Below are 25103 nucleotides of genomic sequence, written 5' to 3'. Positions count from 1 at the left end.
GGGGGGACCCTGTGGGAGAGTAGGACGCCGCCGAACAATCATTGCGGAAGCCCCGCACCAGCCCTTCACGGGCCGGTGCGGGGCTTTTCTGCGTTCAGGACACCTGTGCGGTCTCCTGTAGGGTCAAGGGGCATCGAACGACCATTTCTACAGTCACAGTGGAGGCCCCCGGGTGGAGGTCCAGGAGACTCGGGTTCAGACTGACCGAATTTTCACCATTCCGAACATCCTGAGCATGGCTCGCCTGGTCGGCGTGCCCCTGTTCCTGTGGCTGATCCTCGCGAAGCACGACGGGTGGGCCCTGGCCGTCCTCATGCTCAGCGGGATCAGCGACTACCTCGACGGGAAGCTCGCTCGGCGCTGGAATCAGATCAGCAACCTGGGCCGGCTGCTGGATCCGGCCGCGGACCGGCTCTACATCCTGTCGACGCTCTTCGGTCTGACCTATCGCGAACTCCTGCCGCTGTGGCTCACCGGAGCGTTGCTGGCGCGCGAGCTGATGTTGCTGGTCATGGTGTGGATCCTGCGCCGTCACGGCTATCCGCCGCCGCAGGTCAACTTCCTCGGCAAGGCCGCGACCTTCAACCTGATGTACGCGTTTCCGTTGCTGCTTCTCAGTGACGGCACGGGCTGGTTGGCCTGGGCGGGGTCAGTTTTCGGATGGGCGTTCGCGGGATGGGGTACAACGCTCTACTGGTGGGCAGGAATCCTTTACGTGGTTCAAGTCCGCCGTCTGGTGAAGGCTGACGCCACAGCCGATTGAGCTCGCCCGGCGCCGGATGACGCGGAGGAGTTGCGGAGCCACCGACCGGGACGAGTGAGAGTCGGTACGACTGTCATCTCTCAAGGAGGACTCTTCCGACATGAAGGCCGTCGTGATGGCCGGTGGCGAAGGCACACGTCTTCGCCCCATGACCTCGAGCATGCCCAAGCCACTCCTGCCGGTCGCCAACCGGCCGATCATGGAACATGTGCTCAGGCTGCTCAAGCGGCATGGGCTCAGCGAGACCGTGGTCACCGTGCAGTTCCTGGCGTCGCTCGTCAAGAACTACTTCGGGGATGGCGAAGAGCTCGGGATGGAGCTCACCTATGCCAACGAGGAGAAGCCACTCGGCACCGCCGGCAGCGTGAAGAATGCCGAGGAAGCCTTGAAGGATGACGCGTTCGTCGTTATTTCCGGCGACGCGCTCACCGACTTCGACCTCACCGATCTGATCCGCTTCCACAAGGAGAAGGGCGCACTGGTCACGGTGTGCCTGACCCGGGTGCCGAACCCGCTGGAATTCGGCATCACGATCGTGGACGAGGAAGGCAAGGTCGAGCGCTTCCTGGAGAAGCCGACCTGGGGCCAGGTGTTCTCGGACACCGTCAACACCGGCATCTACGTCATGGAGCCCGAGGTCTTCGACTACGTGGATCCGGACGTCTCGGTCGACTGGTCCGGCGACGTGTTCCCGCAGCTGATGAAGGAAGGCCGGCCGATCTACGGCTATGTGGCCGAGGGCTACTGGGAGGACGTGGGCACCCACGAGAGCTACGTCAAGGCGCAGGCCGACGTGCTCGAGGGCAAGGTCCAGGTCGAGATGGACGGCTTCGAGATCTCGCCGGGGGTGTGGATCGCCGAAGGGGCGGAGGTCAGTCCGGACGCGGTGCTGCGCGGGCCCCTCTACATCGGGGACTACGCCAAGATCGAGGCCGGCGTGGAGATCCGTGAGCACACCGTCATCGGGTCGAACGTCGTGGTGAAGAGCGGGGCCTTCCTGCACAAGGCGGTCGTCCACGACAACGTGTACATCGGACCCCACAGCAATCTCCGCGGCTGTGTCATCGGCAAGAACACCGACATCATGCGTGCCGCGCGGATCGAGGACGGGGCCGTCATCGGTGACGAGTGCCTCGTCGGTGAGGAATCGATCGTTCAGGGGAACGTGCGGGTCTACCCCTTCAAGACGATCGAGGCCGGCGCCTTCGTCAACACCTCGGTCATCTGGGAGTCCCGCGGCCAGGCGCACCTCTTCGGTGCGCGAGGAGTCTCCGGGATCCTGAACGTCGAGATCACCCCCGAGGTGGTGGTCCGGCTCGCAGGTGCCTATGCGACGACCCTGAAGAAGGGGGCGATCGTCACCACGGCCCGTGACCACTCCCGGGGCGCGAGGGCGCTCAAGCGGGCCGTGATCTCCGCCCTCCAGGCCAGCGCCATCAACGTACGGGACCTGGAGAACGTACCGCTGCCGGTGGCGCGGCAGCAGACCGCGCGGGGCAGCGCCGGCGGAATCGTCCTGCGGACCTCGCCGGGCGTTCCGGACTCCGTGGACATCATGTTCCTGGACGAGCGGGGAGCGGACCTCTCCCTCCAGCAGCAGCGCAAGCTGGACCGGGTGTACGCGCGCCAGGAGTACCGGCGGGCGTTCCCCGGAGAGATCGGCGACCTGCAGTTCCCCGGCAGTGTCTTCGACGCCTACACCGGCTCGCTGCTGCGGCGGGTGGACACCACCGGAATCGGTGACGCCGGGCTCAAGGTGGTCGTGGACGCCTCCAACGGAAGCGCCGGGCTCGTGCTGCCGAGCCTGCTGGGGCGGCTGGGGGTGGACGCCCTGACGATCAATCCCGGGCTCGACGAGTCCAGGCCGACGGAGACGACGGAGTCCCGGCGGGCCGGGCTGGTGCGGCTGGGGGAGATCGTCGCCTCGGCGCGGGCGGCCTTCGGGGTGCGCTTCGACCCGGTGGGCGAGCGGATCTCCCTGGTGGACGAGCGCGGGCGGATCATCGAGGACGACCGGGCACTGCTGGTGATGCTCGACCTGGTGGCCGCGGAGAAGCGCAGCGGTAAGGTCGCGCTGCCGGTGACCACCACGCGGGTCGCCGAGCAGGTGGCGGCGTACCACGGCACGCAGGTGGAGTGGACGACGACCTCGCCCGACGACCTGACCCGGGTGGGGCGTGCGGAGAACACCATCTTCGGCGGGGACGGCCGGGGCGGGTACATCGTTCCGGAGTTCAGCAGCGTCTTCGACGGTTCGGCGGCCTTCGTGCAGCTGCTCGGGCTGGTGGCGCGCACGCAGCTCACTCTGAGCCAGATCGACGCCCGGATTCCGCGCGCCCATGTGCTCAAGCGGGACGTTCCTACACCGTGGGCGGTGAAGGGGCTCGTCATGCGGAGGGTCGTGGAGGCGGCCGGCGACCGGCAGGTGGACACCACCGACGGGGTGCGGGTGGTCGAGGCCGACGGGCGGTGGGCGCTGGTCCTGCCCGACCCGGCGGAAGCCGTCACGCACCTGTGGGCCGAAGGTCCCGACGACGCCTCCGCGCAGGCCCTGCTCGACGAGTGGGCGGGCGTGGTGGACGGCGCCGGGCGCTGAGCGCCGGGCCTGCGATGACGCGGGCCGGCAGTCCGGTGGGACGGGCGGGGAGCACCCCGCCCGTCCCACCGGGCGGGCGCATTGGGTGCGGGCGGCGCCGACATGCGACGATGTGCGGCATGTCGCAGCCGCCCCACAACCGGACTTCGGCGTCTCCTGTGCCCGCGCGCCCGGACGCTTCCATGTCGCTGCTGACGCACGTGATGGACCACGCTCTCGACGAGGGCTATGCGGAGTCCGCGGCCCGGCGAGAGTCGGAGGGTACGGCGGGTCTGCCCCGCTCCCTGAAGGCCAAGCTGGGGCTTGCCGCGGGGCTCGTCATCGCCGCCATGGTGGTGACGCTCGGTGCCGCCGAGGCTCGGCTGGCAGCGCCGGTGCTGGCCAAGGAGCGTCAGGAACTGATCGACCGGGTGGAGCTGGCCGACGAGCGCGCGGACGGTCTGGAGCGGGACATCGACCGGCTGAGGACCGATGTCGCCACCCGCCAGCGCGCGGCGCTCAAGCAGCCCGGTGGCGGCCAGGGCGAGCTCGTGGCGCTGCTGTCCGGCGCCACCGAAGTCCGCGGGCCCGGGATCAAGCTGGTGGTGGACGACGCGAAGAGCGCTGCCTCCGGGGGCGGTGGCGGACCGCGCGAGAGCACGGGCTTCTCGGACACTGGCCGGCTCCGCGACCGTGACATGCAGAAGATCGTCAACGGGCTGTGGCAGTCCGGGGCGGAGGCCGTCTCCATCAACGGGCAGCGGCTGACGGCGCTGTCGGCGATCAGAGCCGCGGGTGACGCGATACTGGTCGACAACAGGCCGCTGGTGCCGCCGTACGAAGTGCTGGCGGTGGGGGACAAGAAGCGGCTCGGGACCGCCTTCCAGGACTCGGCGGACGGCCAGTACCTGCACGTGCTGCAGGAGAGCTACGGGATCCGCTACACGCTGTCCGCCGCCGACGAGGTGCGGCTGCCGGCCGCGTCGAGCCTGACCGTACGTACAGCTACAGCAGCAGAGCAGCAGAAGGGTGCATCGTGATCGCGGTACTGGGCCTCTTGGCCGGAGTGGTGGTCGGACTTCTGGTCCGGCCCGAAGTACCGGCCGTGGTGGAGCCTTATCTGCCGATCGCCGTGGTGGCGGCGCTGGACGCGGTGTTCGGCGGTCTGCGCGCGATGCTGGACGGCATCTTCGTGGACAAGGTCTTCGTGGTGTCGTTCCTGTCGAACGTGGTCGTGGCCGCGCTGATCGTCTTCCTCGGTGACAAGCTCGGCGTCGGCTCGCAGCTGTCCACGGGTGTGGTCGTGGTCCTCGGCATCCGCATCTTCTCCAATGCCGCGGCCATCCGCCGGCACGTGTTCCGGGCGTGAGGCCGATGACTACGAACGACAGTCCCGAGGAGCCGGCGGGCGCGGGCGGGCCACCCCAGGGTGCGGCGGGGCAGCCCGAGGAGAGCGGTCGCCAGCGGCTCGCGGCCGGGCTGTGGCCGCCGAGGGTGAGCCGGGCCCAACTGATCGTCGCGCTGCTGCTGTTCGTCCTGGGTCTGGGTCTGGCCATCCAGGTCCGGTCGAACGAGTCCAGCGCGCTGCGCGGGGCCCGTCAGGAGGACCTCGTACGGATCCTCGACGAGCTCGACGGGCGGACCAAGCGCCTGGAGGACGAGAAGCAGCGGCTGGAGGACCAGCGCAGGGAGCTGGAGAGCAGCTCCAACCAGGCCGAGGAGGCCCGCAAGCAGACCGTGGAGAAGGAGCGGCAACTCGGCATCCTGGCCGGTACGGTGGCAGCGCAGGGGCCGGGCATCACGCTGAAGATCACCGATCCCACGGGCCAGGTGCGGTCCGACCAGCTGCTGGACACGCTGCAGGAGCTGCGCGCGGCCGGGGCCGAGGCGATCCAGATCAACGGTGTGCGCATCGTGGCGGGCTCGTACTTCTCGGACGAGAACGGCGGGGTCGGGATCGACGGTAAGAAGATCACACAACCCTATGAGTTCAGGGTGATCGGCAAGCCCCAGGACCTGGAGCCCGCGCTCAACATTCCGGGCGGTGTGGTCCAGACGCTGGAGAAGGAGCAGGCCACGGTCGCCGTCACACGGTCGGCGAAGATCGTTGTGGATGCCTTGCGGGCTGCGAAGCAGCCTGACTACGCTCGGTCGTCATCGTGATGATGCGGAGTGGAGGGGGGAGCGGCTCACGCGGGCGGATGCCTGCGGGGGGTCGGCGCACCGAAGTCGCGGTGCGTGGTGGAAACTGTCTGGTGGTTACGGACGTTGTGAGAATGTCCGGGTCGGCAGGTGTCTGCATTCGGAGTTCGTCCTGCCCCACGGGCGGGTCTGTTTCGGTCAAGGGGAATCGCCCGTGAAGTTGTTTGAGAAGTTGTTCGGCAAGAAGAACCGCGAGGAAAGCGGCGCGGCACGGCACCGTGCGGGGCAGGGGGACGGGGAAGGCCAGGGCGACCGGCCGCTCTTCCGTGACGAGGTCGCCGGCGCGGGCGAGGTTTCGGGCGCCCCTGGTGTGTCGGCTGTTGACCCTGCTGGTACCGGACGCATAGGTTTCGGTGAACCATCAAGCTCAACTACGGGTGGAGGGTTTGCCCCCGACCCGTATGCCACCAACGCCTCCGCGGGGCAGCCGCGGCGCGAGGAGCCGTCCATGTCGGCCGAGCAGGTTTGCAGCAGGTGCGGACACCGCAGCGATGCGGCCAGTCGGTTCTGCTCCAACTGCGGAGCGCCGCTGCGGGCGGGCCTGACGCCGGAGCGTGCCTCGGAGACCACGTCCACCATCTCGATCTCGGGCCTGGAGGCCTACGAGGCCGAGGTGTCGGGACAGCCGCACGTGTCGTCCTCGCTGTCCCCCGAGGCCCAGGCCGCGGTGGAAGCGCTGCCCCCCGGTTCCGCTCTGCTCATCGTGCGGCGCGGTCCTAACTCCGGGAGCCGCTTCCTGCTGGACGGCGAGCTGACCACGGCCGGCCGGCACCCGCAGAGCGACATCTTCCTGGACGACGTCACCGTCTCCCGGCGCCATGTCGAATTCCGCAGGAACCCGGACGGCGGCTTCACCGTCGCCGATGTCGGCAGCCTCAACGGCACGTACGTGAACCGTGAACCGATCGACTCCGTCGCCCTGCACAACGGCGACGAGGTGCAGATCGGCAAGTACCGGCTGGTCTTCTACGCGAGCCTGCGGGGCGTCTGACCCTCCCCCGGACTCCGTCGGGGAGGACCCCCAGAGGGAAGGTCCCATGCTGCGTATCCCGACCGGCGGTGCCCCGAAGAACGGCGCCGCCGGCACCGCCGGCCCTGCCGGGCGGCTGGTGAGCATCGGCACGGTGCTCACCACGCTGCGTGACGAGTTCCCCGAAGTCACCATCTCGAAGATCCGTTTTCTGGAGGCGGAGGGGCTCGTCGAGCCCCGGCGCACGCCTTCGGGATATCGCAAGTTCAGCACCGAGGACGTGGAGCGGCTCGCCCGCATCCTGCGGCTGCAGCGCGATCACTACCTGCCGCTGAAGGTCATCCGCGAGCAGCTCGACGCGCTCGCCCGCGGTGAACAGATCCGCATCCCGGCGCCCACGCCGTACAGGGACCCGGGCGATGCGGTCGATCCAGGCGGTCCTGCGGCCGTCTACGGCGAGGTGGGGCGGGAGCGGCCCACCGTGGCCCGGGTGGGCCGGGCCGAGCTGCTCGCGGCCGCCGACGTGGACGAGGTCCAGCTGGTCGAGTGGGAGTCGTACGGGCTGCTCGCCGAGGGGCCGGACGGCGGGTTCGACGCCGAGGCGGTCACGGTGGCCCGGCTCGTGGCCGATCTTGGGCGCTTCGGACTGGAGCCGCGGCACCTGCGCGCCATGAAGGCGGCCGCGGACCGGGAGGCGGGCCTGGTGGAGCAGGTGGTGGCCCCCTTGCGCCGCCACCGCAATCCGCAGACCAGGGCCCACGCGGAGGCCACTTTGAAGGAGCTCGCGGGGCTGTCCGTACGGCTGCACGAGGCGCTCGTACAGACTGCTCTCGGGGTCCGGCTGAGGTGAGCCGGAGGGGCCCCGACTACCCAAACCTGCCGGGCAGGTCCTAGGGTTGCTGTGTGAACGAGCTCGACGTAGTGGGTGTCCGGGTGGAAATGCCCTCCAACCAACCGATCGTGCTCCTGCGTGAAGTGGGAGGCGACCGGTACCTCCCCATCTGGATCGGTCCAGGGGAGGCCACCGCCATTGCCTTCGCGCAGCAGGGCATGGCCCCTGCCCGACCGCTGACGCACGACCTGTTCAAGGACGTGCTGGAGGCGATCGGTGAGGAGCTCACCGAGGTCCGGATCACGGACCTGCGGGAGGGCGTCTTCTACGCGGAGCTCGTCTTCGCCAGCGGGGTCGAGGTGAGCGCGCGGCCTTCCGACGCCATAGCGCTCGCCCTGCGGACGGGGACGCCGATCTACGGCAGTGACGGCGTGCTGGACGACGCCGGAATCGCCATTCCGGACGAGCAGGAGGACGAGGTGGAGAAGTTCCGCGAGTTCCTCGACCAGATCTCGCCCGAGGACTTCGGCACCGGCCCGCAGTAGGCGTCGGCCGCGTCGTCCACGGAGAACTTTCAGCCCATTCGAGTAGCCTTTCCCCGCAAAGGGATACGGGAAACCACTCTCAGGGTGATTATCACTCGGCGTGCCGAGTGTGGCGATCGTTGACGCACCCCTGGTGACTGCCTACCTTCAAGGTGGGCAGGTCAAGGACGGAGGGTCGGCGTGAGGATCACGGGCGACGGTACGACCGGGGGCACCCCCGCACGGAGTGACGCTGGACCGTACCCGCTGCACGGCGGTGCGGTCGGTTCCGCGCGCCGTCAGCCGGAGTCGACGCCGGTCGGACCGGTGGGCGGTGACCCGGCGCCCGAGCAGATCGGCTACCGCGGGCCGACGGCGTGCGCCGCGGCCGGCATCACCTACCGGCAGCTCGACTACTGGGCGCGGACCGGGCTGGTGGAGCCCAGTGTGCGTCCCGCGTACGGTTCGGGCACGCAGCGGCTCTACAGCTTCCGCGACGTCGTGGTCCTCAAGATCGTCAAGCGCTTCCTGGACACCGGCGTGGCCCTGCAGAACATCCGCACCGCCGTGCAGCACCTGCGTGACCGCGGTTTCTCGGACCTCGACCGGATGACGCTGATGAGCGACGGCGCCACCGTGTACGAGTGCACCTCGCCGGACCAGGTCGTGACGCTGCTCCAGGGCGGACAGGGCGTCTTCGGCATCGCCGTGGGCGTGGTGTGGCGCGACGTCGAGAGCGCGCTGTCGCAGTTGCACGGGGAGCGCGTGGACACCGGCGAGACCCTGGTCGGGCACAACCCGACGGACGAGCTGGCGGCCCGCCGCAACCGCGCGGTGTGACCTGCGCGCCCGGCCTCGTGAGCCGGCAGCGGGCGCAGCGGGACTCGCGGGCGCCGGGACGGACCACGTGCCCGGTGCCCCTTGTCAGTGCCGTAGGGCAGCATCGGTGCTGTGAGAGCCGCGCCGACCATTCTGCATCTGGACATGGACGCCTTCTACGCCTCCGTCGAGCAGGCGTCGAAGCCGAGCCTGCGGGGCAAAGCCGTCATCGTCGGCGGGCTCGGGCCGCGCGGGGTCGTCGCCACGGCTTCGTACGAGGCCAGGCGGTTCGGGGTGCACTCGGCGATGCCCATGGCGCAGGCGAGGCGGCTCTGCCCGAACGGCGCGTACCTGTTCCCGCGCTTCGGCCTCTACCGGCAGGTCAGCGACGTGGTGATGGCCATGCTGCGGGAGCTGTCGCCGCTGGTGGAGCCGCTCAGCCTGGACGAGGCCTTCGTGGACCTGGAGGCGGGCGGCGTGGCCTACGACTCCCCGACCGCCCGGGCGGTCGGGGAGCGGCTGCGGGCCGACATCAGGGCCGCCACCGGACTCAGCGGTTCGGTGGGGCTGGCCGGGTCGAAGATGCTGGCCAAGGTGGCCTCCGAAGAGGCGAAGCCGGCCGGGCTGCTGCTCATTGAACCGGGGACGGAGCGGGAGCTGCTCGCGCCGATGTCGGTCCGGACCCTGCCCGGGGTGGGGCCGGCGACGGGCGAGCACCTGCGCCGCGCCGGGATCACCACGGTGGGGGAGCTGGTGGAGGCGGGCGAGGACGAGCTGGTCCGCATGGTCGGGCGCGCGCACGGTACGGGGCTGTACCGGATGGCGCTGGGGCTGGACGACCGGCCGGTGGTCGCGGAGCGGGACGCGAAGTCGGTGTCGGTCGAGGACACCTTCGACGTGGACCTGCACGACCGGGTGCGGATCCGGAACGAGGTGCAGCGGCTCGCCGACCGGTGTGTGCAGCGGTTGCGGGGCTCGGGGCACTCGGGGCGCACGATCGTGCTCAAGGTGCGGCGCTACGACTTCTCCACGCTGACGCGGTCCGAGACGCTGCGCGGGCCCACGGACGACCCCGCGGTGGTGCGGGAGGCGGCGGCGCGGCTGCTGGAGGGGGTGGACACCACGGGCGGGGTGCGGCTGCTGGGGGTGGGGGTGACCGGCCTGGCGGACTACACGCAGGAGGACCTGTTCGCGCAGTCGCTCGCCGCGGGAGCGGCCCCTGCTGCGGGGCATGAGGAGAACGGAGCGGAAGAGGCGCAGGAGGGGGAGGAGGGAGAGGCTGCTGGGCCGGAGGGGGCCGGCGGGGCCCCCGGTGCCCCGCGGGGGCCCGAGCCGCCCGCGGAGCCGGAGCCGGCGCGGGAGCGGCGCTGGGCGGCCGGGAGCGACGTACGGCACGCGGTGTACGGGCCCGGGTGGGTGCAGGGCAGCGGGGTCGGGCGGGTGACCGTACGGTTCGAGCAGCCGGGGTCGGAGCCCGGGCGGGTGCGGACCTTCCGGGTGGACGACCCCGAGCTGGCGCCCTCGGAGCCGTTGCCGCTGGTGGGGGACGGGGAGCGGGGCACCGACGGCCCGGCCTGATGCGGAAGGCGGGCTAGGTCGTCTCTTTCGGATCTTGCCGGGCAGCGCGGGCCCGGCAAGATCCGAAAGAGACGACCTGCGCCCCGGCTCCCGGTGCCGGGCCGCGCCCCTGTTCCCGGTGCGCGGGCCGCGCCCCCGCTTCCGGTGCCGGCCGCCGGTCGCTCAGCCCTCCTCGCCCGCCAGGTGGCCGAAGTCGCCCTGGAAGTCGGTCGGCAGGGTCGTGTCGAGGCCGTAGTGGTGGTAGAGCTGCAGCTCCTGTTCGGGGGAGAGGTGGCGGCCGACGCCGAAGTCCGGGGCGTCCCTGATGAGGGAGCGGTCGAAGGGGACCCGCAGGGTGTCGCCCACCAGCTCGCTCGGCTCCAGGGGGATGAAGGCGTCCCGGCCGAAGAGGCCCGTCCGGACGGCGGCCCATTCCGGGACGCCCGTGGCATCGTCGAGGTAGACCTCGTCGACAGTGCCGATCTTGGTGCCATTGCGGTCGAACGCCTTGCGGCCGATCAGGCTGCGCGGATCGATGTCGGTCTGCACGGTCCCTCCAAATGGTCGCAACTCCTCCGTAATGACTACAGAAGTGCATATCAGCACAGGAGGCCACTCGGGGAGTGCCCGGATCCTCGCTGGTAGGCTGGGTGACGGCTGTCGACCCTGTGCGGGAGAGTCCTCCGAGTGAACACGTCGGAGGCGCCGAAGGAGCAAATCCTCCCCGGAATCTCTCAGGCATACGTACCGCACGGACGAGGCCACTCTGGAAAGCAGGGGTGGGTACCGGGCGTGCAGTGCCGGTCCCTCTCCTCACCGACGGTGAAAGCCGGAGCTCACGGGCGACCCCCGCGACTCCGGTGAAACTCTCAGGTTGAGATGACAGAGGGGGAGGCCGTCCGGGTGCCCGCGCCGTGGTGCCCCTCGCAGGTCATACGACCAGGAGGCCTCCGTACATGACCGCCAACCGCATTCCGCTCTCCCAGCTGGAGCGAGGCATCCCCTTCGAACAGCGCCACATCGGCCCGGATGCCGAGGCGCAGGCGAAGATGCTCGCCCAAGTGGGCTACGGCTCCCTGGACGAACTGACCGCCGCCGCGGTACCGGATGTGATCAAGACCGCCGAGGCGCTCGACCTGCCCGAGGCGCGGACCGAGGCCGAGGTGCTGGCCGAGCTGCGCTCGCTGGCCGACCGCAACCAGGTCCTCTCCCCGATGATCGGTCTCGGCTACTACGGGACCTTCACCCCGCCGGTGATCCTGCGCAACGTCATGGAGAACCCGGCCTGGTACACGGCGTACACGCCCTACCAGCCGGAGATCTCGCAGGGCCGGCTCGAAGCGCTCCTGAACTTCCAGACGGTCGTCGCCGACCTCACCGGCCTGCCGACCTCGGGCGCCTCGCTGCTCGACGAGGGCACCGCGGCCGCCGAGGCCATGACGCTGGCCCGCCGCGTGGGCAAGGCCAAGGGCAACGTCTTCCTCGTGGACGCCGACGCGCTGCCGCAGACCATCGCCGTCATCGAGACCCGCGCCGAGCCGATCGGCATCGAGGTCGTCGTCGCGGACCTGTCCGCCGGGATTCCCGCCGAGGTCGCCGAGCGCGGTGTGTTCGGCGTGCTGATCCAGTACCCGGGCGCCTCCGGTGCCGTCCGGGAGATCAAGCCGGTCATCGACCAGGCGCACGAGCTCGGCGCCATCGTCGCCGTCGCCGCGGACCTGCTGGCGCTGACCCTGCTGACCTCCCCGGGCGCGCTGGGCGCGGACATCGCCGTCGGCACCACCCAGCGCTTCGGTGTCCCGATGGGCTTCGGCGGACCGCACGCCGGCTACATGGCCGTCCAGGACAAGCACGCCCGCTCGCTGCCCGGCCGCCTCGTCGGCGTCTCCGTGGACGCGGACGGCAACAAGGCGTACCGCCTGGCGCTGCAGACCCGTGAGCAGCACATCCGCCGCGAGAAGGCCACCAGCAACATCTGCACCGCGCAGGTGCTGCTCGCCGTCATGGCCGCCATGTACGCCGTCTACCACGGCCCGGACGGCCTGCGGACGATCGCCCGCCGGACGCACCGCTACGCCACCCTGCTCGCCGCCGGTCTGACGGCCGGCGGGGTCGAGATCGTGCACGGCTCCTACTTCGACACGATCACCGCCCGGGTTCCGGGCCGTGCGGCCGAGGTCGTCGCCGCCGCCCGCGAGGGCGGGGTCAACCTCCACCAGGTGGACGCCGACCTGGTCTCCGTCGCCTGTGACGAGACCACCCTGCGCGCCGACGTCGAGGCCGTCTGGGCCGCATTCGGGGTCGACGGCTCCGCCGCGAACATCGAGGCGCTCGACGAGACCACGGCCGACACCCTGCCCGAGGGCCTGCTGCGCTCGGACGACTACCTGACCCACCCGGTCTTCCACCAGCACCGCTCCGAGACCGCGATGCTGCGCTACCTGCGCAAGCTCTCGGACAAGGACTACGCGCTGGACCGCGGCATGATCCCGCTGGGCTCCTGCACCATGAAGCTCAACGCGACCACCGAGATGGAGCCGGTGACCTGGCCCGAATTCGGCCAGCTGCACCCCTTCGCCCCGGTGGAGCAGGCCGAGGGCTACCTCACGCTCATCAACGAGCTGGAGGAACGTCTCTGCGAGGTCACCGGCTACGACAAGGTCTCCATCCAGCCGAACGCCGGCTCCCAGGGTGAGCTCGCCGGCCTGCTGGCCGTGCGCGCCTACCACCGGGCGAACGGCGACGAGCAGCGCACCATCTGTCTCATCCCGTCCTCCGCGCACGGCACCAACGCCGCCAGCGCCGTGATGGCCGGCATGAAGGTCGTCGTCGTCAAGACCGCCGACGACGGCGAGGTGGATGCGGCCGACCTGCGCGCCAAGATCGAGCAGTACCGCGACGAGCTCGCCGTGCTGATGATCACGTACCCGTCCACGCACGGTGTGTTCGAGGAGCACGTCGCCGACATCTGCGCCCAGGTGCACGAGGCCGGCGGCCAGGTCTACGTCGACGGCGCCAACCTGAACGCCCTGGTCGGCCTGGCCAAGCCGGGTCACTTCGGCGGCGACGTCTCGCACCTGAACCTGCACAAGACCTTCTGCATCCCGCACGGCGGCGGCGGTCCGGGCGTCGGCCCGGTCGGTGTCCGGGCGCACTTGGCCCCGTACCTGCCGAACCACCCGCTCCAGCCGACCGCGGGCCCGGAGACGGGCGTCGGCCCGATCTCGGCCGCCCCGTGGGGTTCGGCCGGCATCCTGCCGATCTCCTGGTCGTACGTGCGCCTCATGGGCGGCGAAGGCCTCAAGCGCGCCACCCAGGTGGCCGTGCTCGGCGCCAACTACATCGCCAAGCGCCTGGAGCCGCACTACCCGGTGCTCTACACCGGCCCGGGCAACCTGGTCGCGCACGAGTGCATCATCGACCTGCGCCCGCTGTCGAAGGCCACGGGCGTGAGCGTGGACGACATCGCCAAGCGTCTGATCGACTACGGCTTCCACGCGCCGACCATGTCCTTCCCGGTCGCCGGCACGCTGATGATCGAGCCGACGGAGTCCGAGGACCTCGCCGAGATCGACCGCTTCTGCGACGCGATGATCGCCATCCGCGGCGAGATCGAGCGGGTCGCGGGCGGCGAGTGGCCGGTGGACGACAACCCGCTGGCCAACTCCCCGCACACCGCGGCGGCGCTGGGCGGCGAGTGGAACCACCCGTACACCCGCGACGAGGCCGTCTTCCCGGGCGGGGTCACGGCTGCCGAGAAGTACTGGCCGCCGGTGCGCCGCATCGACGGTGCGTTCGGCGACCGGAACCTGGTGTGCTCCTGCCCGCCGCTGGACGAGTACGACAACTGACTCGTCCCGACTCGTCCTGACTCGTCCCGCGCCGGATGACCGGCGTACGACATGAGGTACGACATGAAGAAGGGGCCGGTCCGGGGATGTCTCCCGGGCCGGCCCCTTCTTCGTGGCGTGCGTCGGCTGGGCCGTTCTGGTCGCCTACGCCGCCGCGAGCGGGCGGTGCGGAGCGATGATCTGGCCGTCCGGCAGCAGCTCACCGGTGTCCTCGAAGAGCAGGACGCCATTGCACAGCAGGCTCCAGCCCTGCTCCGGGTGGTTGGCCACGGGGCGCGCGGCCTCCCGGTCGGCGGATTCGGCTGACGGGCAGGCTGGCTGGTGCTGGCACATGGATGCGTTCTTTCGCTGCGTTGTGGTCTGTGTGCTACGGCTCGATGCGTGGTTCATGGCCGTCCCCCTGGGTCATCCCCGCACCCGCGGGGAGCTTGTCCTCAGTCTTCCCCCACGACAGCCGCTTCGCAGGTATTTCCCGGCAGCTGTCCTCATAGATTGAGGACGCATCACTCGTGCGGGCGGTTCAGGCCAACTCCCCTGTCATTTCGGATGGTTCACCTTGACCCGAGCGGGCTAGGCCGAATGGGTCAATCGGGTCAGGCGGCGGGCGCGGCCAGCGAGGGCGGGACCGGCGCCGTCGCGGGAGTCAGCCGGTGGGTCAGCACGGGCAGCAGCTCGGAGACCGGATGCGGCCGGTACGCGGCGATGCCGGGCGGGGCCGGGGCCAGCGGCACCAGCAGGTCCTCGCCGGCGGGCAGCCCGGCGGAGGCGTCGGCGCCCACCGCCCCGTGCAGCCACAGGGTCAGCATGTAGAGCTCCGGTACGGACAGCAGCCGCGGCTGGTAGTTCGTCGAGAGGGACTCCGCCTGGCGCAGGGCGCGTTCGGTGGCGGCGACGTAGGGCCCCTCGAAGAAGTGCGAGAAGGCCCAGCCGTCGGGTGTCAGCCGGGTGTCGGCCGCCGCTACGTAGCGGTCCCCGCTGCGGATCAGGAACCGCCAGCCGGTGAGCCGCGTGCGGGGCGGCCTGCCGCCGGCCGCGAGGCCGGACGTGTGCAGCCGGTCGAGGATGTGGACCGGAAGGGGGAGTTCGGCGGTCAGCGGGCCCTCGATCGCGCGCAGGGCCGGAGTGTGCGCCTCGTGGACGGCGGTGGGAGAACCGAGTGCCGCGAGGACGCTGCGCAGGGCGGGCGCGGGAGCCGGAGGGACATGCAGCGGCATGGTGGGTCGCCTCTCACTTGGGAGACCTGTGGAACGGGGGCAGGTGCGGACGGGCGCTGTCGCATTCTGGGGCCAGAGGGGGGCCGAGGGGCAATGGCCGCGCGCCAACTCTCTGCCTCGTTTGCGGAGTTTATACGACATGTGTTCACGCAGTGTTTCGGCTAGCTGTCCCGGCTATTGCCGGCAAGGCGCTTACCGGTCCCGCTGACATGGCATTCATGCCGGATACGTGCGAACGTTCCGCGCTGACCTCGGAGGTTACCGGACAGGGGCTCGGCTGGAAAGCGCCGACTATCCGGGAGCGGGCAATGTCGAAGCGGAATTTGCGCGAGGCGACTTGCCAGGTGAATGTGCCAAAGCGCCCTTCGGCCAAACCGGCGCGCGCTCCTCGCCACGCACGCCCCCTCCGCGTTATGGATCACGATGCCGGGGCATCATCGACCGTAACGCGCGCCTGGGCGTCCCGGGCCAGGTGCACTCGAGGAGGGGACGCTCGATGGGGGAGAAGGTCGTGGCGGGCGGATTCGACCTGTCCGATCGGCAGCGGTATCGAAGGAAGCTTCACGAGTGTCTGGAGGGACTGGAGCGGCTCCTGGTCGAGAAGAGGTTCGATCGCCCGAAGAACATGATGGGGCTGGAGATCGAGCTGAATCTGGCGGGTGCCGACGGGTTGCCGAGAATGGTGAATGCCCAGGTACTGGAGCGGATTGCGAGCCCCGATTTCCAGACCGAACTGGGAATGTTCAATCTGGAGGTGAACGTCCTTCCGCACCGGCTGGGTGGCCGGGTATTCGACCAGCTCGCCGAGGAACTCAGCGCGGGGCTGGGCTATGCCCACAGGCAGGCCGCGGAGATCGACGCCGGAGTGGTGATGATCGGTATTCTGCCGACGATCTCCCGCGCGGACCTGGTCAGCGCGAACCTTTCCGCGGTGGACCGCTACTCGCTGCTGAACGAGCAGATCCTCATGATGCGCGGGGAGGACTTCACGCTCGACATCGACGGTGTGGAGCGGCTGATCTGGACCTCCGGATCGATCGTGCCGGAGGCCGCCTGCACCTCCGTACAACTGCACCTCCAGGTGACGCCGGCCCGGTTCGCGGCGGTGTGGAACGCGGCGCAGGCGGTGGCCGCCGTGCAGATAGCCGTCGGCGCCAACTCGCCCTTCCTGTTCGGGCGCGAGCTGTGGCGGGAGTCGCGGCCGCCGCTGTTCACCCAGGCCACCGACACCCGCCCGCCCGAGCTCCAGGCGCAGGGAGTGCGGCCGCGCACCTGGTTCGGGGAGCGGTGGGTGGACTCGGCCTACGAGCTCTTCGCCGAGAACGTCCGCTACTTCCCCGCCCTGCTGCCGATCTGCGACGAGGAGGAGCCGCTGCGGGTGCTCGCCGAGGGCGGGGTACCCGGGCTGCAGGAGCTGGTCCTGCACAACGGCACCGTCTACCGGTGGAACCGGCCGGTGTACGGCGTCGCGGACGGGGTGCCGCACCTGCGGGTGGAGAACCGCGTACTGCCGGCCGGGCCCACGGTCGCCGATGTCGTCGCCAACGCCGCCTTCTACTACGGGCTCGTACGCACCCTCGCGGAGGAGCCGCGTCCGGTGTGGACCCGACTGCCCTTCGCCGAGGCGGAGGCGAACTTCGACGCGGCCTGCCGGTACGGGATCGACGCGCGGCTGCGGTGGCCGCGCCGGGGCCGGGCCGGGGGACTGGCGAGCGTACCCGCCGTGCGGCTCGTCCTGGACGAGCTGCTGCCGATGGCGGCGGGGGGGCTGGACGCCTGGGGCATCGAGCCCGCGGACCGGGACCACTACCTCGGCATCATCGAGGAGCGCTGCCGGCGGCGGGTGAACGGGGCGACCTGGCAGGTGGACACCTACCACCGGGCGCTGGCGGCCGGGCTGGAGCGGGACGAGGCGCTGGCCGCGACCACCCGGAGGTACAGCGAGCTGATGCACCAGGGCGAACCCGTGCACACCTGGCCCGTCGGGCTGGCGGAGGAGGTGGACACCTCCGTGCCGGTGGTGCGCTAGGACGTGGACCCCGCGCATCCGGCGCCGTCCTGGCGTCCCGGTGATGGCCCGCAGTGATCCTCCCGGTCGCCGAGGAGGCAGTATGGGGTGGTCACAACGGGATGGCAGGACGGGAGTCGGGCGTGCGGGCGGATCCGGAGCCGGTGGTCGTGGAGCTGGGCGAGGACGCGCGGCGGGGCGTCCTGCGCACCGAGACGCTGCTCGTCCTGGCCCTGTCGCTGGGCGCGAGCGGGGTCTCGGCGCTGATCAGCTTCATCGGCTCGCTCACCAAGCCGGGCGGTCTCAAGGACCAGGCCGCCACGCTCAACGGCTCGTACGCCCCCGGCCGGCCCTGGCTGGACCTGGCCTGGCAGCTGTTCGGCATCGCGACCGCGCTGGTCCCCGTCCTGCTGGTGGCGCACCTCCTGACCCGCGAGGGCGCACCCGGGCTGCGGGTGCTGGGCTTCGACCGCACCACGCCCCTGCGGGACCTGGGCCGGGGGGCTCTGGTCGCGGCCGGGATCGGGAGCGCGGGGCTGGCCTTCTACCTCGCCGCGCGGGCCACCGGGTTCAACCTCACGGTGGTGCCGGAGGCGCTGCCCGACGTGTGGTGGAAGTTCCCCGTACTGATCCTCTCCGCGGTGCAGAACTCCGTGGTGGAGGAGGTCATCGTGCTGGCCTACCTGCTGCGCCGGCTCGACCAGCTGGGCTGGTCGCCGATGGCCGCGCTGCTGGCCAGTTCGGTGCTGCGCGGTTCCTACCACCTCTACCAGGGGATCGGCGGCTTCATCGGCAACGTGGTGATGGGCGTCGTCTTCGTCCTGGCCTACCGCCGCTGGGGCCGGGTGGGGCCGCTCGTCGTCGCGCACGCGCTGCTCGACATCGTGGCCTTCGGCGGGTACGCCCTGCTCGCGGGCAAGGTGGGCTGGCTGCCGACGCCGTGACGGGCGGGACCCGGCACGGCGCCCACGGCCGTCCGGTCACGGGGCGGTGAGGAGCTCCCCGTCGAGAACGGTGACCGCGTGACCGGTCAGCAGGGTGCGTTCCCCCGCCAGGACCACCCGTACCAGCCCCTGGCGGGCGCCCCCCTGCAGGCCGGTCAGCTCCGTGCGGCCCAGGCGCTGGGCCCAGAACGGGGCGAGCGCGGTGTGGGCGCTGCCGGTGACCGGGTCCTCGTCGATCCCGAAGGCCGGGAAGAAGCCGCGGGAGACGAAGTCGTACCCGCGGGAGGGATCCTCGGCGGCCGCGGTGACGATCACCCCGCGCTTGGCGAAGGCGCGCAGGGCGCCGTGGTCCGGTGTCAGTTCGCGGACGGTCTTCTCGTCCGGGAGCTCGATCAGGAGGTCGCCGACGTGCGCGGCGGTGTCGTGCACGGAGAGGATCGGCGCCCCGCCGAGCGCGTGGTCCATGGCGGCCGGCGCCGGGACCGGGGTCAGTGAGGACGTCGGGAAGTCCATGGTGATCGTGCCGTCCCCGGCGGTCTCCGCCGTGAGGACGCCGCAGCGCGCGGCGAACCGGATCCGTCCTTCGGCCAGCCCGCTGGTGGCCAGTACGTGGGCCGTGGCGAGCGTGGCGTGGCCGCACATGTCGACCTCGGCGGCCGGGGTGAACCAGCGCAGCGCCCAGTCGGCGTCCCCGCCGGGCGGCAGGGGGTGGGCGAAGGCGGTCTCGGAGAGGTTCACCTCGGAGGCCACCTGCTGGAGCCAGGTGTCCGGGGGGAATCCGGTGTCGAGGAGCAGGACTCCGGCGGGGTTCCCGTGGAAGGGACGGTCGGTGAAGGCGTCGACGATTCGGATGCGCATGCCCCGACGTTAGGGCGGTTCCTTGATCACCGGCAAAGGCCAATCCGGGGTGACTGGCCTCGCTCCGGGCTGTTCGCTGGAGTAGTTTCCGATATATCGTTGACGCATCGCGACCGCTCACCGATAGTGGATACATCGGAGAACCGATGAGCACATCACAACGTGACGAAAGGAGCGCGGTCATGCGTTCACGCGGACAGCACGGACACGGCCACGGACACGGCCCCGGGCATGAGCACGGACGGGGTCACGGCCACTGCGGGCCCGATCGTCGGGAGGAGTTCCAGGAGCGGCGCGCCGCCTTCGGCCCGTTCGGACCGCCCTTCGGTGCCGGCCCCTTCGGTGGGCGCGGCGGCCGGGGAGGACCGCGAGGCCGGGCCCGGCGCGGTGACGTGCGCGCCTCGATCCTGGCGCTGCTCACCGACCGGCCGATGCACGGCTACGAGATGATCCAGGAGATCGGTGAGCGCAGCGGCGGAGGGTGGAAGCCCAGCCCCGGCTCGGTCTACCCGACGCTGCAGCTGCTCGAGGACGAGGGGCTCATCACCAGCGAGAGCGAGGGCGGCAAGAAGCTGTTCACGCTCACCGACGCCGGCCGCGCCGAGGCCGAGTCGGGTCCGGACGCCCCGTGGGCCGATGCCGGGCGCGGTGTGGACTTCGAGGCGATGCATCAGATCCGCACGGCCTGTGGCGGTCTGATGGACGCCTTCGGGCAGGTCTTCAGGACCGGCTCGGCCGAGCAGCGGGAGAAGGCGCTCGGCGTCATCAACGACGCCCGCAAGAAGCTCTACCTGATCCTGGCCGACGAGCACTGAGCGGGGCGGGGCCAGGACCCCGGCCCCGCCCGAGGCACCGGCCCCGGCCCCGCCCGAGGCCCCGGCCCCGGAAGCGGTCAGCGCGCCCCGCGAGTCCTCTCGCGGGGCGCGCTGCCGTACGTACGCACGTCCGGGGTCAGGCGACCAGGCCGGCCAGCTTGCGCAGCGACTCGTTCAGCGCGGCGGTGGCCGAGTCCTTGAGCTTGCCCGCCATCAGGGAGACGGCGGCCCCGGTGAACTCGCCGTCGATGCGGACGGTGGTGGCCCCGCCGTCCGGGGTCAGGGTGTACCTGGTGAGGACGGCCACGCCCATCGGGCCCTTGCCGGTGATGGCGAAGAGGCGCTCGTCCTCCAGCTCCGACACGGTCCAGACGACCTCGGCCGGGAAGCCCATCATCTTCATGTTCTCGGCGAAGGTGGACCCGATCGCGAGGGTCTGGGGGCCGCCCTGCGGGAAGTTGGTGTGGGTCATGCTCCACTGGCCGTACGCGTCCCAGTCCGTCAGTTGGGACCAGAGCTTCGCGGCGGACGCCTCGATGCGTGATTCCGCGGTGACTTCAGCCATGCGACCACCCCTTCGCGTCGGATACGTGCGCGGAAGGTAGCCCCGGCGGGCGGAACATTCAATACTGACGGCCTGTCAGATGGCGTCGGCATCGGCGGGCGGGGTGTCGGCTGCGTCTCAACAGGTGTCACGTCCGTGACGGTACTGACCGGACCCTGCCATGATGGCCGGATGCAAGCGTCAGGGAGAAATGCCGGACTGGGCCTCGCCCTCGTCTCGGCGTTCGCGTTCGGTGGTTCCGGAGTGGCGGCGAAGCCGCTGATCGAGGCGGGTCTGGACCCCCTCCACATGGTCTGGCTCAGGGTGGCCGGGGCAGCGCTCGTGCTGTCCCCGCTGGCCTGGCGCCACCGTGACCTCGTCCGGCGCAGGCCGGCGCTGCTCGCCGGCTTCGGGCTGGTCGCCGTCGCGGGTGTGCAGGCCTTCTACTTCGCCTCCCTGTCCCGGATCCCGGTCGGCGTGGCCCTGCTGCTGGAGTACCTGGGCCCGGCGCTGCTGCTCGGCTACATCCGCTTCGTACAGCGCAAGCCCGTGACCCGGGGCGCCGCGGCGGGTGCGGCCGTGGCCGTCGTGGGCCTGGCCTGCGTGGTCGAGATCTGGGCCGGTCTGAGCCTGGACCCGCTCGGCGTGCTCTTCGGCCTCGCCGCGGCCTGCTGCCAGGCCTTCTACTTCGTCTTCGCCGACCAGGGCGCCGACGGGGACGACGCCCCCGACCCGCTCGGGGTGATCGCGTACGGCATGCTCGTCGGCGCCCTGGTGATGACGGTGATCGCCCGGCCCTGGGAGATCGACTGGCAAGTGCTGGGCGGGCAGGCCGCCCTGGGCGGCACGCTGATGCCCGCGCCGGTGCTGCTCGCCTGGGTGGTGCTGGTCGCGACGGTCTTCGCCTACCTCACCGGCGTGGTCTCGGTCCGCAGGCTCTCGCCCCAGGTCGCGGGCGTGGTGGCCTTCCTGGAGGCGGTCGTCGCCACCGTGCTGGCCTGGATCCTGCTCGGTGAGCACCTCTCGACCTGGCAGATCGTCGGCGGCGGGCTGGTGCTGGGCGGTGCCTTCATCGCCCAGTCCTCCCGGCCGGCCGTGGCGACCCCCCTGGCCGCGGCTGACCCGGCCGACCGGGCCGACCGGGCCGAGCTGGACCGTGAGACGACGAAGGCCTAGGGTGGCGACCATGCCTTCGACCGTGCTTCCGCCTCCCGCCGCCTAGCGCGGGCGGCACTTCCACGATCATGACCCGGCCCGGGGAGCTCCCGGGCGGGTTCGCGCTGCCCGCGAAGCGATGACCTGCTTCTTTCATCCTTCACGCATGCGCGGAGACTTTCGTGTCGAATCATTCGCCCGCTTCCGGGCGCAGTCTGCTGTACCTCATCGTCGCCGGCGCCGCCTGGGGCACCGCCGGGGCGGCCGCCTCACTCGTCTTCCTGGCCAGTGACCTCGGCCCGCTCTCCCTGTCCTTCTGGCGGTGCGCGGGCGGGCTCGTGGTGCTGCTGGGGGTGCTCGCCGTACGGGGGTCGCGTCCCGGCCCGCGGCGGGAGCGGCCTTCGGTGGGCTCGTTGATCGGGACCGGGCTGCTGTTCACGCTCTTCCAGGCCGCGTACTTCGCCGCCGTCCGCGAGACCGGCCTCGCGGTGGGCACCGTCGTCACCCTCGGCGCCGGGCCCGTGATCATCGCGCTCGGGGCGCGGTACTGGACGGGCGAGCGGCTCGGCCGCGGCGGCGTGGCCGCCGTCGTCGGGGCGCTGGCGGGGCTGGCCGTACTGGTGCTGGGCAGTGGGGGCGGTGAGGTGCGGCCGCTCGGCGTCGGCTGGGCGCTGCTGTCGGCCGCCGGGTACGCGGCGATGACCCTGCGGGCGCGGTGGCTCGGACAGCGCGGTGCCGGCGGGGACCCGTTGGTGACCACCGCCTGGTCGGTCGCGGTGGGCACGCTGTGCCTGCTGCCGCTGGCCGCGGTGGAGGGTCTGCTCCCGCACACCGCCGAACTGGGGCGGGTGCTCTGGCTGCTGGTGTACGTGGCCACCGTGCCGACGGCGCTGGCGTACGCGCTCTACTTCACGGGAGCCGCGGCCGTCCGGGCCGCGACGGTGTCGGTGATCATGCTGATCGAGCCGGTGAGCGCGGCGCTGATCGCCGTCCTGCTCCTCGGGGAGCGGCTGACCGGCGCCGTGGTGCTGGGCACCGTACTGCTGCTGACGGCGGTGGGTGCGCTGATCGCGGCGGAATCCCGCCGTCCGGCCGGCGGTCCCACCACCGCCGTGCGGCAGAGTCCTCAGAGCGCGGTGATGTAGTCCGGGACGGCGATGCCGGGGGCCAGGTCCGCGGCGGGTACGGGGGCCGCGTACGCCGGCGTGACCGGGACCACGCCCGCCCAGTAGGGCAGGTCCAGGTCCTCGGCGTCGTCGTTGGCGGGGCCGGTGCGGAGCTTCGCGGACACCTCGGTCAGGTCCACGCGGATCACCGCGGTGGCGGCGAGTTCCTTGGCGTTGGCGGGCCGGATGTCGCCGGAGCGGCCCGGGACGACGGAGTCGACCAGGGCGTCCAGGGCCATCCGGCGCTCCGCCTCGTCGGTGACCTGGTGCGCGGTGCCGTGCACGACCACCGAGCGGTAGTTGAGCGAGTGGTGGAAGGCCGAGCGGGCCAGCACCAGGCCGTCGACGTGGGTCACGGTCACACAGACGGCCAGGCCCGGGTCGGCCTGCCCGGCCGCGAGCAGCGGGCGGGAGCCGGTGGAGCCGTGCATGTAGATCGATTCGCCGACCCGCGCGAACAGCGTGGGCAGGACCACGGGAGCGCCGTCGCGAATGAAGCCGAGGTGGCAGATGTAGGCCTGGTCGAGTATCGAGTGGACCGTCTCCCGGTCGTAGCGCGCCCGGTCACGGGCACGGCTCGGGACCGTGAGGTCGGTGGGCTCGTACGTACCGGTCGACTCGGTCGAGGCGGTGGACGCGGTCGAGGCGGTGGACTCGGTCGTCTCGGTCGTCTCCGTGGCGGACGTGGCGGTCATGGTGCCGGACTCCATTGCGCTAGTGCATAATTAGCTTTGTGCTAGGAGATTATCGGATTTCAGGGCGTCGCACAGCGGATATCGCGGCCAGCGTCGAGGCGGGCGTGGCATCGGGGGCGCTCCCGCCGGGATCGCTGCTGCCCCCGATGCGGGAGCTGGCCGCCGAGCTGGGGGTGAACCCCAACACCGTGGCCGCCGCGTACCGGACGCTGCGCGAGCGCGGGGTCATCGAGACCGACGGACGGCGCGGCAGCCGGGTGCGGGCCCGGCCGTCGAGCACACCCCGGGACGCGCTGAGGATGGCGGTGCCGGCGGGCGTACGGGACATCGCGCACGGCAACCCGGACGCCTCGCTGCTACCCCTGCTGGACGGGCCGCTTGCGGCGGCCGCCCGGCGGTACGCGCAGGCGCCGACCCTTTACGGGGAGGACCCGGTGGCCCCGGAGCTGGCACGCCTCGCCCGGGCCGGCTTCGACGCGGACGGGGTGGCGCCCGGGCCGGTGGCGGTGACCTCCGGCGCGCTGGACGCGATCGAACGGGTGCTCGCCGCCCATCTGCGGCCGGGGGACGCGGTGGCGGTCGAGGACCCGGGGTGGGGCGGTGTGCTGGACCTCGTCCCGGCGCTGGGGCTGCGGGTGCTGCCGGTGGCGGTGGACGACGACGGGCCGCGGGCCGAAGCGGTGGCCCGGGCGCTGGAGGCCGGGGCGCGGGCGCTGGTGGTGACCTCGCGGGCGCAGAACCCGACGGGTGCCGCGGTGAGCGCGGAGCGTGCGGGGGAGCTGCGGGCACTGCTGGTGCGCCACCCCGGGGTGCTGGTGATCGAGGACGACCACGGTCACGGGATCGTCGACCTGCCCTTGCATCCGGTGGGCGGGGTGACCCGGCACTGGGCGCTGGTCCGCTCCACGGCGAAGGCGTACGGGCCGGACCTGCGGCTCGCCGTGCTGACGGGGGACGCGGTGACGCTGGACCGGGTACGGGGACGGCAGCGGCTGGGCCCGGGGTGGGTGAGCCGGTTGTTGCAGTACGCGGTGGTGGAGCTGTGGACCTCGGACGCGGTGGACCGGGCGGCGGTGGCCCGCTCGTACGGGGAGCGGCGCGACGCGCTGGTCGAAGCGCTGCGCGAGCGGGGGGTGCGGGCGCACGGGCGCAGCGGCATGAACGTGTGGGTGCCGGTGGCCGACGAGACGGCGGTGGTCACGCGGTTGCTCGCCGCCGGGTGGGCGGTGAGCGCGGGGGCGCTCTTCCGGGTCGAGGCGGGCCCGGGGGTGCGCCTGACGGTGTCGCAGCTGCGGGTCGCGGAGGTGCCGGGCCTGGCCGACGCCGTGGCCGCGGCGGTCCGGCCGGGGGTGGCGGGCGTGCGGTACGACTGACCCGGGGTCTTGCGCCGCGCCCCTTCCGGGGGCCCGGTCCGGGACCGTCCGACGCGGCACGTGATCGCCGCGGTCCGGCGTGGCGCCGAGGCCGCGCCCGCGGTGGCGGGCGCGGCGCCGCTGGGGGGGGGGGGGGGGAGAGGCCCCCCCCCCCCCCCCCCCCCCCCCCCACCCCCCAACCCCCCCCCCCCCCACAGGGCCGTTTCTTTTTAAGAGTGTCGGTTTCGTTTTCCTCTGT

Annotated in this window: 23 protein-coding genes and 1 riboswitch; of the genes, 17 read left to right on the top strand and 6 right to left on the bottom strand. The window is 71.4% G+C overall.

What is annotated here, in order from left to right:
- Positions 1-172 precede the first annotated feature (172 nt).
- The 10 genes from ACZ4TV_RS32745 to ACZ4TV_RS32700 all read left to right on the top strand — a co-directional run bounded on the left by ACZ4TV_RS32745 (position 173) and on the right by ACZ4TV_RS32700 (position 10263).
- Positions 173-763, top strand: coding sequence for a CDP-alcohol phosphatidyltransferase family protein (locus ACZ4TV_RS32745; RefSeq protein WP_468138871.1), 591 nt, complete (start codon positions 173-175; stop codon positions 761-763).
- A 100-nt stretch (positions 764-863) separates the two neighbouring features.
- A complete protein-coding gene (locus ACZ4TV_RS32740) occupies positions 864-3359 on the top strand; it encodes a sugar phosphate nucleotidyltransferase (RefSeq protein ID WP_468138869.1) in 2496 nt (831 codons plus the stop codon).
- A gap of 110 nt (positions 3360-3469) precedes the next feature.
- On the top strand, positions 3470-4378 hold the full coding sequence (locus ACZ4TV_RS32735; protein ID WP_468138868.1) for a DUF881 domain-containing protein: 909 nt from the start codon (positions 3470-3472) through the stop codon (positions 4376-4378).
- Positions 4375-4707, top strand: coding sequence for a small basic family protein (locus ACZ4TV_RS32730; protein ID WP_007262894.1), 333 nt, complete (start codon positions 4375-4377; stop codon positions 4705-4707). The genes ACZ4TV_RS32735 and ACZ4TV_RS32730 overlap by 4 nt, the downstream gene beginning before the upstream one ends.
- Positions 4708-4712: 5 nt before the next feature.
- Complete coding sequence (locus ACZ4TV_RS32725; RefSeq protein ID WP_468138867.1) at positions 4713-5501, top strand: DUF881 domain-containing protein; 789 nt, start codon at positions 4713-4715, stop codon at positions 5499-5501.
- A gap of 85 nt (positions 5502-5586) precedes the next feature.
- A complete protein-coding gene (locus ACZ4TV_RS32720) occupies positions 5587-6531 on the top strand; it encodes an FHA domain-containing protein (RefSeq protein ID WP_468138873.1) in 945 nt (314 codons plus the stop codon).
- A 46-nt stretch (positions 6532-6577) separates the two neighbouring features.
- The gene (gene ftsR / locus ACZ4TV_RS32715; protein WP_468138866.1) at positions 6578-7360 is read left to right on the top strand and encodes a transcriptional regulator FtsR; all 783 of its coding nucleotides are present in this window, start codon (positions 6578-6580) and stop codon (positions 7358-7360) included.
- Between the two features lie 53 nt (positions 7361-7413).
- Positions 7414-7887: a bifunctional nuclease family protein gene (locus ACZ4TV_RS32710; RefSeq protein ID WP_030009777.1), complete on the top strand. Its 474-nt coding sequence runs from the start codon at positions 7414-7416 to the stop codon at positions 7885-7887.
- 180 nt (positions 7888-8067) lie between these two features.
- Positions 8068-8706, top strand: a complete 639-nt coding sequence (locus tag ACZ4TV_RS32705) for a MerR family transcriptional regulator (protein ID WP_468138864.1) — start codon at positions 8068-8070, stop codon at positions 8704-8706.
- 111 nt (positions 8707-8817) lie between these two features.
- Positions 8818-10263 (top strand): DNA polymerase IV, encoded by a 1446-nt coding sequence (locus ACZ4TV_RS32700; RefSeq protein WP_468138863.1) that lies wholly within the window; start codon positions 8818-8820, stop codon positions 10261-10263.
- Positions 10264-10425: 162 nt separating this feature from the next.
- Here ACZ4TV_RS32700 and ACZ4TV_RS32695 read toward each other — a convergent pair whose 3' ends face one another.
- The gene (locus tag ACZ4TV_RS32695) at positions 10426-10791 is read right to left on the bottom strand and encodes a PRC-barrel domain-containing protein (protein WP_468138861.1); all 366 of its coding nucleotides are present in this window, start codon (positions 10789-10791) and stop codon (positions 10426-10428) included.
- Between the two features lie 112 nt (positions 10792-10903).
- Positions 10904-11002: riboswitch (glycine riboswitch) on the top strand.
- 196 nt (positions 11003-11198) lie between these two features.
- Between ACZ4TV_RS32695 and gcvP the strand changes: the two genes are divergently transcribed.
- A complete protein-coding gene (gene gcvP, locus ACZ4TV_RS32690) occupies positions 11199-14093 on the top strand; it encodes an aminomethyl-transferring glycine dehydrogenase (protein WP_468138859.1) in 2895 nt (964 codons plus the stop codon).
- A 144-nt stretch (positions 14094-14237) separates the two neighbouring features.
- Here gcvP and ACZ4TV_RS32685 read toward each other — a convergent pair whose 3' ends face one another.
- Together ACZ4TV_RS32685 and ACZ4TV_RS32680 are read right to left on the bottom strand one after the other, a co-directional pair.
- Positions 14238-14426 (bottom strand): DUF5999 family protein, encoded by a 189-nt coding sequence (locus ACZ4TV_RS32685; RefSeq protein ID WP_030009772.1) that lies wholly within the window; start codon positions 14424-14426, stop codon positions 14238-14240.
- A gap of 260 nt (positions 14427-14686) precedes the next feature.
- Positions 14687-15307, bottom strand: coding sequence for a hypothetical protein (locus tag ACZ4TV_RS32680; protein ID WP_468138857.1), 621 nt, complete (start codon positions 15305-15307; stop codon positions 14687-14689).
- Positions 15308-15803: 496 nt separating this feature from the next.
- Between ACZ4TV_RS32680 and ACZ4TV_RS32675 the strand changes: the two genes are divergently transcribed.
- Both ACZ4TV_RS32675 and ACZ4TV_RS32670 read left to right on the top strand, forming a co-directional pair.
- A complete protein-coding gene (locus tag ACZ4TV_RS32675) occupies positions 15804-17336 on the top strand; it encodes a glutamate-cysteine ligase family protein (protein WP_468138855.1) in 1533 nt (510 codons plus the stop codon).
- A gap of 101 nt (positions 17337-17437) precedes the next feature.
- Positions 17438-18259 carry a CPBP family intramembrane glutamic endopeptidase gene (locus ACZ4TV_RS32670; RefSeq protein WP_468138854.1) on the top strand — a complete coding sequence of 274 codons (822 nt, stop codon included), beginning with the start codon at positions 17438-17440 and terminating at the stop codon, positions 18257-18259.
- Between the two features lie 36 nt (positions 18260-18295).
- Here ACZ4TV_RS32670 and ACZ4TV_RS32665 read toward each other — a convergent pair whose 3' ends face one another.
- A complete protein-coding gene (locus ACZ4TV_RS32665) occupies positions 18296-19117 on the bottom strand; it encodes a PhzF family phenazine biosynthesis protein (protein ID WP_468138852.1) in 822 nt (273 codons plus the stop codon).
- A gap of 182 nt (positions 19118-19299) precedes the next feature.
- On the opposite strand from ACZ4TV_RS32665, the gene ACZ4TV_RS32660 reads away from it, so the two are divergent.
- A complete protein-coding gene (locus ACZ4TV_RS32660; RefSeq protein WP_468138851.1) occupies positions 19300-19932 on the top strand; it encodes a PadR family transcriptional regulator in 633 nt (210 codons plus the stop codon).
- Positions 19933-20068: 136 nt separating this feature from the next.
- Here ACZ4TV_RS32660 and ACZ4TV_RS32655 read toward each other — a convergent pair whose 3' ends face one another.
- Positions 20069-20497: a type II toxin-antitoxin system Rv0910 family toxin gene (locus tag ACZ4TV_RS32655; protein WP_468138850.1), complete on the bottom strand. Its 429-nt coding sequence runs from the start codon at positions 20495-20497 to the stop codon at positions 20069-20071.
- Between the two features lie 171 nt (positions 20498-20668).
- On the opposite strand from ACZ4TV_RS32655, the gene ACZ4TV_RS32650 reads away from it, so the two are divergent.
- Both ACZ4TV_RS32650 and ACZ4TV_RS32645 read left to right on the top strand, forming a co-directional pair.
- Entirely contained in the window at positions 20669-21652 is a 984-nt protein-coding gene (locus ACZ4TV_RS32650) for an EamA family transporter (RefSeq protein ID WP_468138848.1), read from the top strand.
- Positions 21653-21813: 161 nt separating this feature from the next.
- Positions 21814-22776 (top strand): DMT family transporter, encoded by a 963-nt coding sequence (locus ACZ4TV_RS32645; protein ID WP_468138847.1) that lies wholly within the window; start codon positions 21814-21816, stop codon positions 22774-22776.
- On the opposite strand, the gene ACZ4TV_RS32640 is transcribed toward ACZ4TV_RS32645, so the two are convergent.
- The gene (locus ACZ4TV_RS32640; RefSeq protein ID WP_468138846.1) at positions 22758-23492 is read right to left on the bottom strand and encodes a pyridoxamine 5'-phosphate oxidase family protein; all 735 of its coding nucleotides are present in this window, start codon (positions 23490-23492) and stop codon (positions 22758-22760) included. The genes ACZ4TV_RS32645 and ACZ4TV_RS32640 overlap by 19 nt on opposite strands.
- A 38-nt stretch (positions 23493-23530) precedes the next feature.
- Between ACZ4TV_RS32640 and ACZ4TV_RS32635 the strand changes: the two genes are divergently transcribed.
- The gene (locus tag ACZ4TV_RS32635; protein WP_468138845.1) at positions 23531-24865 is read left to right on the top strand and encodes an aminotransferase class I/II-fold pyridoxal phosphate-dependent enzyme; all 1335 of its coding nucleotides are present in this window, start codon (positions 23531-23533) and stop codon (positions 24863-24865) included.
- Positions 24866-25103 lie beyond the last annotated feature (238 nt).

It is taken from the genome of Streptomyces sp. NPDC028910, assembly GCF_055564955.1.
Note: the sequence above shows the minus strand (reverse complement) of the source record. Positions and strands in the feature narration are given on the sequence as shown.